Consider the following 12,047-nt stretch of genomic DNA (forward strand, 5'->3'; position numbering starts at 1 on the left):
ACGCCGCGCGGCGCTGCCGGGTTGGTTGCACTTCTACAATCATCACAGGCACCACTCCGCGATCGGAGCCCCGCCCATCCGCAGGATCGACAACAACCTTTCCGGACATCACACCTAGCTCGATCCACGGGCCCAAGCCGTCGATCTCGGCCTCCAGGGCGTCGCACAGCGCCTCAGAGTGCGCATCGCGGTAGTAGCCGCACGCGAGCCCCGCGACCTCGCCCAGCAGGTCGACATCCGCCCCGGCGAGAGCACGCAGTTCCTCGATGACGATCTCGGGCTTGGTCGTGCGGAGGTTCCTCGTGATGACCGACGACATCGCGACATCGAGCGTTACGCGCGGAGTCAGGCGGCGGGAAGGCATGGGCAGACGCTACGGCGTACCCCCGACATTGCCCTGTCGCTCGGTCTTGCGATTGGCCCACGCCTTGACGTTGGCGGCGCGGTAGAACGCTGCTCGTTCCTCCGGGCTCATATGAGCGACGCGGCGCTCGTTCTTGGCCCGATCCTTCGCGCGGCGTTGTTCTGGAGTGATCACCGCCCTGCGTGCCCGCTCCTGTGCTCGTCGGCGTTCGCGTCGCCCTTCTTCCATGACCTGCTCGGGCGTCCGGCCCTCTCTCGCCGATTCCTCGGTCCTCTTCGCCGCGTAGGCCTCGTTCTTTGCCTTGTGGAACGCCTTCTGCTCGTCGGGCGTCATCGCGGCCATGCGGGCCCGGTATCGCAGGACCGCGTCACTGAGCCCAGCGGAGTCTGGCACCAGCGCGCGCATGGCGTCGCGCTGTGCCTGGCGTTCTTCCTCGCGCTGGCGCGCCTCTTCCCGGCGTTGGTCCGCGCTCTCCCGCGCCTGGGCACGGCGTGCCTCCAGGCGCTGATTCCGTGCGGCCTGTCGCACCGCCTGACGCTCCGCCCGGGCAATGGCGACCACCTCGTCGCGCTCGCGCTCGGCCATGCGTTTGGCGTGGACCTTGGCCGCGTCCTCGGCCATCTCCACCACGTACAGCGGGTCGTCCCTGAACGCCGCCTCCGCGCGGGCCCATCGCTCTCTCAGACGAGGGATGCGGTCTGCGTCGATCATCGGTTCACACCAGGGACTTGTCGGGGTCAGAGTGACTATGGACGTGGGCGCGCCGTGGACAATCCGTGGCCAATCCAGAGCGCTCTGGCGGTAAGTTATGACGCGAGGGAACCGCGCTAATTCGCGAATCAGTGGGGCTCTAGGCACCCCTGAAAGGGCTGATCATCTGTCTTCCAAACAGATGATGCGAGTTCGATTCTCGTCAGCCCCTCCATCACGAAGAACGGCCCGCCCCTCGGGGACGGGCCGTTCTTCGTTCTCCGGCGGTCAGCCGCCGATCGAGCTGCAGGCAACCTCCGTGCCGTTCACCACGACGGAGCCGGTGAAGCCGGCTGCCTCGCAGGCCTGGTAGGCGGCGGCGCCGAAGCCGATGGCCGAGATCACCGCGATCGCCACGATGATCCCGATCACGGTCAAGACGGCTCCGACGATGATCGCCGCGACGGCGAAGCCGTTCTTGTGCCCTGCTTTGCGACTCTGCACGAGGGCGACGATGCCCAGGATCAGGCCGATGACGTTGAAGAAGATCGCCACGACGAGCGCGACGATGCCCAGGGTGCGGCCGGGGACGGGTCCGGATGCGGGGCGGGTGTATTCGACGGACATGGATCCTCCAAAAACGATGCTGATGACGCCGTATACCTCGGACACTAGCGGTCTCCGGAGTTTCCTGAGTGTCACCTGTGCGACTTGGTCGCAGCGGGACTCGGCTTCCCGTGTGACGCGCCCGCGGGCAGCCGGATGATGTCGGGCCCCTCTTTGCTCTTTGCCGATCGACGCTCTTGCTAGGTTGCGGTGGGGGCACTTCAACACTGCAGCGAGACAGGGGGCGGCACATGTCGAATCGGAACGGGCGCGCGGCGCGGCGGGCGATGACGGGCACGGCGATCATCTCGCTGGCACTCGGTCTCGTCGCGTGCAGCGGGGGACCCGATGCCGGCGGTGAGTTCTCCGCCGAGCGGAAGACCGTCGAAGCGTTCATGACCGCCCTCGAGAACGGCGAGGCGCAACAGGCGTCGACGTATCTCGCCGACAGGTCGAGTTTCCCCGCCGACGCGTTGACCGATGACTTCTATTCGTCGGCCGTCGAGCGTCCTCGCGACGCGCGCATCGCGGTCGCGTCCGAGAACGAGGGCACCGTCTACGTCCAGGTCGACTACCGGCTGGGCTCGGACGACCGTGAGCTGGATCTCGTGATGGCCGGCGGAGACCGACCGCTCATCGCGGGATGGTCGGGCACGCCGACGATCCTGCGGTCGGCCGCCGGCGACGGTCGGGTCACCGTGTCGAACGCCCTCACGATCGAGGTGGGGACAGCGGCGAGCTACGCCTCACTGCTCCCCGGGCGCTACAGCGTGTCGTACACGGGCGCTGGCGGTACCGTCGGCCCGTTCGATCTCGACGCGCCCGTCACCAGTGCCGATTCCGGCGCGCACCTGCCGTCGGGCGTGTCTTTCGCGGGCGGTGCCCTCACGTTCGGCGGCTGAGACCGTCGGCGAGAGCAAACGATCGCGGGTCGGCGTCGTCATCCGCACCTCGAGGATGAACACCGCCGCGGCTGCGGCGACGATGAGCCCGATCCCGCCGGCGGACATCGGCACGACGGCAGCGGCGTGCGCCGTCCGCCACTCCTCGTCCCCGTGGAGGAGGGGCCGCGGTCGCCCTCACACGCGCCGCGCGTCGGCGTGGCGCGTCGTGTGCCGCAGGTACGTCTCCGCGTTGCGGAGGAGTCCGCCGCGTTCGTCATCGGTGAGCGCGCGGCGCACTTTCGCCGGCACGCCCGCGACGAGCGAACCGTCGGGCACCACGGTCCCCTCGAGCACCACCGCTCCCCCGGCGATCAGACATCCCGCCCCGATCCGCGCCCCCGACAAGACGACGCTCCCCATGCCGATGAGCGACCCGTCGCCGATCTCGCACCCGTGCACGACGGCGTTGTGCCCCACCGAGACGTCGGTTCCGATCACGACGCCGTGACCGGCGTCGACGTGCACCGAGACGTTGTCCTGCAGGTTGCTGCGCGCCCCGACCACGATCGACGCACTGTCGCCGCGCAGCACGGCGTTGTACCAGACGCTCGCGCCCTCCTCGAGCCGCACGTCACCGACGACGCGAGCCCCGGATGCCACGAACGCGGTGTCGTGCACGGAGGGCGTGGCGCCCTCGAGGGCGAGGACGGAGGCGTCGGGGGCGATCGGCATGCAGCGAGGCTATCCGCACCGGCGCACTACTGGCGACTACTGAGTCCGGCAGGCATCCGTAGCCCCGGCCGTGGATTCGGTAGCGGTCCGGGGAGTGCGCCGCTCTAGCTTCGGTCGCAACACCGTCGCCGTGTCCCAGGAGTCAGCATGCCACTCGAAACAGCACCCGCCACCCGCGCCTCCCGCGCACAGCGCCCCGTCCGTCGCCATCGCCGCACGACGGCGATCGCGATCATCACCGTCGGAGCGGCCCTGCTCTCGGTGGGGGGAGGCTCGTACGCGTACTGGTCCACGCAGACGGCCCTCACCGCGGGCCCCGTCAGCGCCGGCGATCTGAACCTCTCGCTCGGGGCGGGCACCTGGACCCTCAAGGGCGTGCTCGGAACGGCGCAGCCGGTCGCCAACCTCACGACGGTCAAGATCGTGCCGGGAGACGTCCTGACGCTGACGCAGCCGATCGATGTGACCCTCGTGGGCAACACGATCGCCGCCGATCTCAAGGCCGAGGTGGGCTCGACCTTCACATCCGGCGCACTGGGCAGCAACCTCGACGTCGTGCTGTCGGTCGCCAGCTACGGCACCGCCACCAGCGCCAACACCTACCGGCTGACCTCCGCCAACAGCGGTGCGGCGACGGCGACCCTCACGGTCACCTTCAAGCCCGGCACGACCGGACGCGCGGGGGCGACGCAAAGCGTCAACCTCAACGACATCGCGTTCACGCTCACGCAGGCATCCAGCTGACGCGCGTCCCGTGCGCACGCGAGCCGACGCCGTCTCGCGACGGCTGCAGTGGGCCGCCGCGCTGACGGTCGCCGGGCTCGTCGTCTTCGGAACATCGACGGCACACGCCCTCTGGCAGAGCCGCACGGCGCTCACGGCGGGCGCCCTCACCGCGGGTTCCTTCGACCTGTCGACGGAATGGGTCGGAGCGTGGACGGCGTGGAAGCCGCTGTATCCCGGACGCGCGAGTGATACGGCGACGCTGCGCGTCACCGAGACCGCGGCCGGCGGGACGACACTGCGCTGGCGCCTGAGCGCTTCTCCCGCCGTCTCGGCCGATCTCGCTCCCTACGTCACGACCCAGGTGTACGTCGGGGCCTGCGGAACGGGCACTCCGCTCGGCCCCACCGGGTACTCCCCCGCCGGAGGCCTGTCCCCCGGGCAGAGCGTCGACCTCTGCCTCCGGGTGACCCTGGCGACGACGGCGCCGCCGTCGGTGCAGGGCAAGGCGGTCGCGCCGACGATCACCGTAACGGCCGACCAGGTGGTGTCGTGAACCGGCGTGGGCGGGGCTCTCTCCTCCTCGCCGTGCTCGCGCTGATCGCCGTCATCGTCGTCCCCGGGACCGGTCCTGCCGCAGCGGCGTGGCAGGTGTCCGTTCCGGCGCCGTCGTTCACGCTCTCCGCCGGCTCGCTGACCGCCCCCGCAGCCACGTGTCAGACCACGACGTCGTCGCCGCCGGCCGCCCGAATCTCGTGGCCGGCGGTGGACGGGGCGACGGGTTATCGCGTCGTCCTCGCCAACACCATCACCTCCTCGACCGCAGAGCTCGCGGCGAACCAGCCCGAGACCAGCTACGACGTGACGGGGTCGACGCTGAACAACCTGCTGCTGGTGCTGGGGAGCCTGCTCACGGGCGGGTCGGTGTACGTCACGGTCACCGCGCTCAACCAGGGCTGGAGTTCGCCGCCGAGCAGCCGTCAGAACATCGTGCTCGCCGGAAGCCTGCTGAGCGGACTCGCGGGAGGCCTGAAGTGTCAGTCGGCGTAGGACTCAGGCGCGACCGGCGCCTAGACACCGCCGCGCACCCGAACCGGGGGTGGCGGCGGGCGCGGAGCGTCCTGGCGACGGCGGTCCTCGTCGTCGTGTCGACCTTCGCGTTCTTCACCGTGGTGGTGCCCCTGCTCCTCGGCGCGCAGACGTACACGATCCTGACCGGGAGCATGCGACCGGGGATGCCGCCGGGCAGCCTCATCGCGGTCAAGCCGGTCGCGTTCGAGGAGGTGCGCGTCGGTGACGTCGTGACCTACCAGATCCGATCCGGCGATCCCGCTGTGGTCACCCACCGCGTGGTGGGGACGACGTCGAGCACCGGGGGCGATCGACTGCTCATCACCCGGGGTGATGCGAACGACCTCGACGATCCCCCGGTGCAACGGGAACAGCTCCGCGGCTCCGTCGTCCTCGCAATCCCGTACCTCGGGTACCCGGCGGCACTGTTCGGGGGGCAGGCCCGCGGCGCGGTGATCGCGTCGGCGGGAGTGCTCATCGTCGGATACGGTGGAGCGCTGCTCATCCTCGATCTCGCCCGATCGAGCCGGTCCCGGCGACGTCGCCGGACGACCTTCGGCCTCGTCGTCGTGCTCGTGGCCGGCATCGTGGCATCCGTGGGCTCTCCCGCTCCCGCCGAGGCGGCGACCGGCGCGGCGGACGCGCGGCTGCTGCTCAGCGTCGACGGCAAGACGTTCACCCCCGGCGGTGCCGTGTCGCTGTTCCGCTCCGATGCGCCGCTCGTCCCGGGCGGGTCCGTCACGTCGGTCCTGTGGATCCGCAACGGGAGCACGGATGCCGCGCGCGCGGGGATCCGCATCGATGCGGCCCCGCGGGGTGAGGTCCCGACGGATCGTGAGCTGGCAGAACATCTCCGACTCGTCGTGGATGACGCAGCGGTGGACCCGGGCGGCGAGTGGGTGAGCGATCCGATCGCCCCCGGTGCGACGCTCCGCGTTGACGTCGCGCTGAGACTGAATCCCGGAGCCCCCAACGCCTCGCGCCGGGGCGAGGCTCTGGTCACCCCCTCGGTCCGTTTGACGCAGGCCGTCGGCGAGGGCGTGTCGGGGCCGGATCTGCACGGCGTCCTGCCCCTGACCGGCGCCGCGGCAGCTCCGTCGACGGCCCTTCTCGTCGCGGGTCTTCTCGCCCTCGGGTGCGGGATCGGCCTTCACCGCCGCCGGGTGGAGGGAAGGTAAGGATTGCCTGCTCACCGGGGATTTAGCCGAGCCTCATCTTGCTTGCGGAATGCGGGGGCGTGAGTAGCGTTGCATTCAACAGACTTCGTTCACTGCGACAAGGAGCAGACATGAGCACCGTTCAGACCCCCGCCGCCACCACCGTCGACCCGACGATGGCCGCCGGCACCGCCCAGTTCCTCTCCCCCGTCGTGATCGGCCTCGAGGCGCTCGTCGTCAACGGCAAGCAGGCGCACTGGCACGTGCGCGGCGCGAACTTCATCGGCGTGCACGAGCTGCTCGACTCCGTCGTGGCGCACGCGCAGGAGTGGGCCGACCTCGCCGCCGAGCGCATCGTCGCCCTCGGCCTGCCCATCGACTCGCGTCTGTCGACCGTCGCCGCCAAGGCGAAGGCCACCGAGGTGCCCGCCGGATTCGCGCAGTCCGACGTCGTCATCCGCGCGGTGATCGCCGACATCGACGCCGTGCTCGTCGACATCGAGGCCGCCATCGAAGGCCTCGACGAGATCGACATGTCGAGCCAGGATGTCGCGATCGAGATCAAGCGCGGCCTCGACAAGGACCGCTGGTTCCTCTTCGCGCACCTGGCCGCGTAAGACGATCAGACGACGGGGGCGGTGCGTGAGCACCGCCCCCGTCGTCGTCTGCGTGCGCGCTCGGCGTGGAGGGCCGGCCGCGCGGGAGACGGTCAGCCCCCGTGCGTCACCCGACCGGCGAGCAGCGTCGTGCGCACGGGCATCGACCGCAGAGCGCGCTCGTCGACGCTCAGCGGGTCGGCGCCGACGATCACGAGGTCGGCGACCGCGCCGGGGGCGATCTGAGCCGCAGACGTGGACCCGCCGGCGGTGGACGACGCGATCGCGGTCTCGATGCCCACCCGCTGGTGGGGCTGCCAGGGCTCGCGCCCGTCGCGCGTGCGGAACACCGCGGAGGCCATCGCCGCCCACGGATCGAGAGGCGCGACCGGCGCGTCGGAGCCGAACCGGAGGTTGGCGCCGCTGTCGGCGAGGGCCCGCAGCGGGTAGGGCTGCGCGGACTGGTCGGCCCAGATGGCATCCGTCATGTCGCGGTCGTCGAGAGCGTGCTCGGGCTGCACGCTCGCCGCCACGCCCAGGCGGGCGAAACGCGGGATGTCGGCGTGGGCGACCAGCTGCGCGTGCTCGATCGTCCCGGTCGCACCTGTCACGGCGTAGGCGTCGAGGGCGTGGCTGTTGGCGACGTCGCCGATCGCGTGGATCGCGCACTCCAGGCCCGCGGCGGTGGCCCGCGTCATCATGTCGACCAGGTCGGCGGGCGACACGGTCAGGAGCCCGTGGTTGCCCGGGTCTCCCGGGTACGGGTGCGCGCACGCCGCGGTCCGCGTGCCCAGGGAGCCGTCGGTGATCGCCTTGAGCGGCCCCACGCGGATGAGATCGTTCCGAGCGCCGCGCACCGGGTCTCCCGTGCGCAGTCCCTCGGCGATCGCGCGGTCGAGGTGCTGCGGATACGTGCCGTACGACACGCGTACCGTGTCGAAGCCGCGCGCGGCACGGCGCTGCCACGGCTCGTCGTTCCACGTCATGTCGAGATCCACCATGCCGACGATGCCGCGCGCGGCGGCCGCCCGGGCCATCCGCTCGACCGCCGCGTCCGCGGCATTCGGCTCCACCGCGTTCAGGCGACGCGAGATCTCGAAGGCGTCCTCCTCGACGAGGACTCCGGATGCCACGGGGGCGAAGCCCTCGCGACGGAAGGCGGCCGCGTTCATCCAGACGCTGTGGACGTCCGCGTTGATGAGGTAGGTGGGCACCTCTCCGCAGGCGTCGTCGAGCAGGGCGAGGCTCGGTGCGTCGGGCCACAGGCCGTCGCGGAACCCGGAGCCGACGCGCCGCCCGTCCGCGACCGGGGCGAGCGCCATGATCGCCGCGGCGTCGCGCGCCGACGCGACCTCGCCGAGCGGCACGCGATCGGCCGCCAGCGCCCACTGCAGCGCGTGCACGTGGTGATCCCAGAGGCCGGGGAGCAGCCAGCCGCCCTCTCCCTCGATCACCGGACCCGTCGGGCGGAGATTGCCCGTGGGGGCGATGTCGATGATCCGGCCGCCCGCGAGCACGAGATCGACCGGCTCGTCGGTCGGGAGCAGCTCGCGTCCGGGACCGGCGACGCGCACGGCGCGGACGAACCCGGCCTCCTCCCCGATCACGGGCGCACCCGCGCGTCGGCCGCGCGCCGCATCTCGGCGGCGAGAGGGGCGTTGTGCGACGAGAGACCGTCGATGATCGTTTCGACGACGTCGGCGCTGCGGTTCTGACTGAGCTTGCGCTTCGCGGTCACCCGGGTCGGCGTGAGACGGAACCCCACCGTCCCGCGCTCGAGGCGCTCGACGAACGCCGCGTCGTTCGGCAGGGCGTAGAGGCCGCGCGCGTCGTCGTCGTCGCCCTCGAAGCGGTCGACGAGGCGCTCGAGCACGCGCAGGTTCTCCTCGGGCGCGAGCAGTTCCGGAATGCCGGACAGGTGGGCCGAGACGAAGTTCCACGTCGGCACCGCGGGGACGTCGCCGTACCACCGCGGCGTGATGTACCCGTGCGGCCCCTGCACGACGACGAGGAGTTCACGCTCCCCGAGGCCGAGGATCGCGTCGTCGGGCTTTCCGACGTGCCCGACGATCGTGAGATCGTCGCGGGTGTCGTCGAGCATGACGGCGTAGTGCGAGGCGACGAGCCCGTCATCGGTGTGGCTGACGAGGGTCACCCACGGGTTGAGGTCGATGAGGCGACGGATCTCGTCGACGTCGGTCATCGCGAAGCTGGGGTTCTGACGCACCGGATCAGCCTAGAACGGGCTCGCTGCTCGCTCCGGCAGACGCGGCGACCGCGCGCTTCCCGACGCTCGCCTCGACAGCCTCAGTGACCAGACGCGGGGCGCGCCGAGTTCCCTGAGCGCATCGACGGGACCGACACCGGGCCCTCACGCCTGGCAGCTCGGGCACCAGTAGAGCTTGCGCCCGGCCGCCTCCTCCATCACGATCGCCGTTCCGCACACGCGGCACGGCAGACCCTCGCGGTGGTAGACCCAGTGACGGTCGGCGCGGCGCGCCATCGCGCGGCGGTAGGCCGCCGGATCGAGGTCGTCCATCGTCATCATCTGGCCGGTCTCGACGCCGATCGGCAGAAGCCTCGCCCAATCGCGCCACATCTCGCGCACGACCTCCTCGGGCACGTCGCGACCCGGCGTGTGCGGATTCTGGCGCGCGCGGAAGAGGATCTCGGCGCGGTACACGTTGCCGATGCCGCTCACGACGGACTGGTCCATCAGCAGGAGGCCGATCGGCGTCGGCTTCTTCTTCACCGTCGCGGTGAAGCGCTCCTCGCCCTCGGCGAGGTCGTCGACCAGCGGGTCGGGTCCCAGCTTGTCGATCGTCGCCTGCACCTCGTCGGGCGTCTGCAGCACGCACGCGGTGGGCCCGCGCAGGTCGGCGCACGTCGTCTCGGTGAGCAGCCGCAGGCGCACCGCACCGACCGGCGGTGGCGGCCACTCCGACTGCTCCTCGAGGCCGGTCGTCTGCTCCGACATGCGCACGCGGGAACGCCGCGGAGCGCCGATCGAGCTCAGGGAGTTCTCGCCCGCGGCATCCATGATCGCCTCGTCGACGACCGTGCCGCGCTGATTGGTCTGCCCCATCTGGCCGTTCGACGACGCGATGGTCGCATCGACCGAGACGTCGCCCGAGAAGTCCCACGCGCCGTACATGCCGAGGTGCACGCGCAGCCACACGTCGCCGTCGAAGCGGACGAACATCTGCTTCGCGACGGCCCGCGCCTCGAGGGCCTCGCGGCCGTCGATCACCTCGGCGCCCTCGGCGAAACGCCCTTGCGGACTGGATGCCGCGACCACGCGTCCGACGATGTTGCGGTCGAACTGACGCGCGATGCGGTGGACGGAATGCCCTTCGGGCATCAGCCTGCCTCGGGGTCGAAGGAGTCGCTGGCGTCGGTGAAGGTGTTGCCGCTCTCGCCGCCGCGCGGGTCGGGCAGCAGCACGCCGTCCTGCTCGAACGCTGCGAGCTGGCCGATGCGACGCGCGTGCCGCTCTTCTCCCGAGAACGGCGTGGCGATGAACCGGTCGATGAACGACGCGGCCTCGTCGAAGGTGTGCTGGCGCGCACCGATCGAGATGACGTTGGCGTCGTTGTGCTCGCGGGCCAGCTCGGCGGTCGAGATGTTCCACACCAGGGCGGCGCGCACGCCGAGCACCTTGTTCGCGGCGATCTGCTCTCCGTTGCCGGAGCCGCCGAACACGACGCCGAGGGCGTCGACGCCCGCCGCCTGATCGCGCACCACGGCCTGCGCCGCACGGATGCAGAACGCCGGGTAGTCGTCGAGCGGGTCGTACTCGATCGGACCGTGGTCGACGACCTCGTGCCCCTGGGCGGCGAGGTGGTGCTGGATCTGGGTGGAGAACTCGAGACCGGCGTGATCGGTGCCGATGTGGATGCGCATGGGGCCAATCCTATTGAGGGCCGCCGACACGGCGGGCGCGGATGACGACATCGCCCGCCCGGGAGGGGACGGGCGGTGTCGAGGGCCGTCAGGGACGCAGACCCGCGGCGACGGGCTTGAAGCCCGCGCGGATGTTCTCGCAGCACCCGGGACGGCACACGTCGTACCAGGGACCGAGGTCGGTGAGGTGCGGACGCTCGGCCTTCGGGGTGCCGTTGAGGCGCTCCTCGACCAGGTCGATCAGGCCCGCCACGTACGCGGGGTCGATCCCCGGGGTGGGCGTGCGCACGGCCTTGATGCCCGCCTCTTCGGCGGCCTCCATCGCCTCGGTGTCGAGGTCCCAGAGCACCTCCATGTGGTCGCTGACGAAGCCGAGCGGAACGATGACGACGGCCTCGGCCCCGCGACCGGGAAGCTCGGCGATGACGTCGTTCACATCGGGCTCGAGCCACGGCTGCGTGGGCGGGCCCGAGCGGGACTGGTAGACGAGCTCCCATTCGACGTCGGCCACGGCGGCGGCGACCTCGGCCATGACGAAGGCCGCGACGGCCTTGTGCTGGGCCTCGTACGCCCCGCCCTCGCCGAAGTCGACGTCGCGGGGACCCGAACGCTCGGCGTCGGCGGTGGGGATGGAGTGCGTGGAGAAGAGCACGCGGATCTTCTCGGGGGCGATGCCCTCGGCGACGTACGCCGAGACCGCCTCGGTCACGCCCGTGACGAAGGTGGAGACGAAGCCCGGGTGGTCGAAGAACTGACGCACCTTGTCGATCGTCACCGTCTCGCCGAGACCGGTCGCCTCGAGCACGCGGGCATAGTCCTCGCGGTACTGACGGCAGCTCGAGAAGGAGCTGTAGGCGCTCGTGGCGATCGCGATCAGCGTCGTGTCGCCGGCCTCGGCCGCCTCGGTCACCGCCTCTTCGAGATAGGGCTCCCAGTTGCGGTTGCCCCAGTAGACGGGGAGGTTCAGCCCGCGCTTGGCGATCTCGGCCTCGAGCGCGGCCTTGAGCTCGCGGTTGTGCTGGTTGATGGGGCTCACGCCGCCGAAGTGACGGTAGTGGTGGGCGACCTCTTCGAGGCGCTCATCGGGGATGCCGCGCCCGCGCGTGACGTTGCGCAGGAACGGGATGACATCGTCCTGTCCCTCGGGACCGCCGAAGCCGGCGAGGAGGATGCCGTCGTACGCGACGGGCGTCTCGACCCACTTGGGTCCGGATGCCGCCGCGGGCGAGGCATAGAGGACGGTCTCAGGGCTGGTGTCCGTATCGGTCGTGCTCACGCAGACATCTTCGCACTTGCCCGCACAGCCCGGACGGGGGGTATC

The 12,047-nt window shown here is 70.8% G+C and carries 14 protein-coding genes, 1 tRNA gene and 1 pseudogene; 8 read left to right on the top strand and 8 right to left on the bottom strand.

What is annotated here, in order from left to right; all coding sequences use genetic code 11:
• Positions 1-118 (top strand): annotated as a pseudogene (locus tag AB1K56_RS17255) (IS481 family transposase); the annotation flags it as partial.
• A gap of 255 nt (positions 119-373) precedes the next feature.
• On the opposite strand, the gene AB1K56_RS17260 reads toward AB1K56_RS17255, so the two are convergent.
• A complete protein-coding gene (locus AB1K56_RS17260; RefSeq protein ID WP_371206668.1) occupies positions 374-1,075 on the bottom strand; it encodes a hypothetical protein in 702 nt (233 codons plus the stop codon).
• Positions 1,076-1,208: 133 nt separating this feature from the next.
• On the opposite strand from AB1K56_RS17260, the gene AB1K56_RS17265 reads away from it, so the two are divergent.
• A tRNA-Gly gene (locus AB1K56_RS17265) sits at positions 1,209-1,289 on the top strand.
• A 53-nt stretch (positions 1,290-1,342) separates the two neighbouring features.
• Here AB1K56_RS17265 and AB1K56_RS17270 read toward each other — a convergent pair.
• Entirely contained in the window at positions 1,343-1,681 is a 339-nt protein-coding gene (locus tag AB1K56_RS17270) for a hypothetical protein (RefSeq protein WP_371206669.1), read from the bottom strand.
• A gap of 230 nt (positions 1,682-1,911) precedes the next feature.
• On the opposite strand from AB1K56_RS17270, the gene AB1K56_RS17275 reads away from it, so the two are divergent.
• Positions 1,912-2,562 (top strand): hypothetical protein, encoded by a 651-nt coding sequence (locus AB1K56_RS17275; RefSeq protein ID WP_371206670.1) that lies wholly within the window; start codon positions 1,912-1,914, stop codon positions 2,560-2,562.
• 177 nt (positions 2,563-2,739) lie between these two features.
• On the opposite strand, the gene AB1K56_RS17280 is transcribed toward AB1K56_RS17275, so the two are convergent.
• Positions 2,740-3,276, bottom strand: a complete 537-nt coding sequence (locus AB1K56_RS17280) for a gamma carbonic anhydrase family protein (protein WP_371206671.1) — start codon at positions 3,274-3,276, stop codon at positions 2,740-2,742.
• Positions 3,277-3,423: 147 nt separating this feature from the next.
• On the opposite strand from AB1K56_RS17280, the gene AB1K56_RS17285 reads away from it, so the two are divergent.
• The 5 genes from AB1K56_RS17285 (at position 3,424) to AB1K56_RS17305 (ending at position 6,844) form a co-directional block, all read left to right on the top strand.
• The gene (locus AB1K56_RS17285) at positions 3,424-4,020 is read left to right on the top strand and encodes an alternate-type signal peptide domain-containing protein (RefSeq protein ID WP_371206672.1); all 597 of its coding nucleotides are present in this window, start codon (positions 3,424-3,426) and stop codon (positions 4,018-4,020) included.
• Positions 4,021-4,030: 10 nt separating this feature from the next.
• On the top strand, positions 4,031-4,555 hold the full coding sequence (locus AB1K56_RS17290) for a hypothetical protein (RefSeq protein WP_371206673.1): 525 nt from the start codon (positions 4,031-4,033) through the stop codon (positions 4,553-4,555).
• The gene (locus tag AB1K56_RS17295) at positions 4,552-5,049 is read left to right on the top strand and encodes a hypothetical protein (RefSeq protein ID WP_371206674.1); all 498 of its coding nucleotides are present in this window, start codon (positions 4,552-4,554) and stop codon (positions 5,047-5,049) included. Before AB1K56_RS17290 ends, AB1K56_RS17295 begins: the two co-directional genes overlap by 4 nt.
• Complete coding sequence (locus AB1K56_RS17300) at positions 5,034-6,248, top strand: signal peptidase I (protein WP_371206675.1); 1,215 nt, start codon at positions 5,034-5,036, stop codon at positions 6,246-6,248. Before AB1K56_RS17295 ends, AB1K56_RS17300 begins: the two co-directional genes overlap by 16 nt.
• A gap of 110 nt (positions 6,249-6,358) precedes the next feature.
• The gene (locus tag AB1K56_RS17305; protein ID WP_056231037.1) at positions 6,359-6,844 is read left to right on the top strand and encodes a Dps family protein; all 486 of its coding nucleotides are present in this window, start codon (positions 6,359-6,361) and stop codon (positions 6,842-6,844) included.
• A 92-nt stretch (positions 6,845-6,936) separates the two neighbouring features.
• Here AB1K56_RS17305 and AB1K56_RS17310 read toward each other — a convergent pair whose 3' ends face one another.
• The 5 genes from AB1K56_RS17310 to AB1K56_RS17330 form a co-directional block, all read right to left on the bottom strand.
• On the bottom strand, positions 6,937-8,430 hold the full coding sequence (locus tag AB1K56_RS17310) for an amidohydrolase (protein ID WP_371206676.1): 1,494 nt from the start codon (positions 8,428-8,430) through the stop codon (positions 6,937-6,939).
• The gene (locus AB1K56_RS17315) at positions 8,427-9,050 is read right to left on the bottom strand and encodes an FMN-binding negative transcriptional regulator (RefSeq protein ID WP_371206677.1); all 624 of its coding nucleotides are present in this window, start codon (positions 9,048-9,050) and stop codon (positions 8,427-8,429) included. The genes AB1K56_RS17310 and AB1K56_RS17315 overlap by 4 nt, the downstream gene beginning before the upstream one ends.
• A 144-nt stretch (positions 9,051-9,194) precedes the next feature.
• A complete protein-coding gene (locus tag AB1K56_RS17320; protein ID WP_371206678.1) occupies positions 9,195-10,184 on the bottom strand; it encodes an Fpg/Nei family DNA glycosylase in 990 nt (329 codons plus the stop codon).
• Entirely contained in the window at positions 10,184-10,726 is a 543-nt protein-coding gene (locus AB1K56_RS17325; RefSeq protein WP_136585500.1) for a ribose-5-phosphate isomerase, read from the bottom strand. The genes AB1K56_RS17320 and AB1K56_RS17325 overlap by 1 nt, the downstream gene beginning before the upstream one ends.
• Before the next feature lie 88 nt (positions 10,727-10,814).
• Entirely contained in the window at positions 10,815-12,002 is a 1,188-nt protein-coding gene (locus AB1K56_RS17330; protein WP_371206679.1) for a ferrochelatase, read from the bottom strand.
• Between the last annotated feature and the right edge of the window lie 45 nt (positions 12,003-12,047).

It is taken from the genome of Microbacterium sp. BWR-S6Y (assembly GCF_041379845.1).
GTDB classification, from domain to species: Bacteria; Actinomycetota; Actinomycetes; order Actinomycetales; family Microbacteriaceae; genus Microbacterium; species Microbacterium hydrothermale.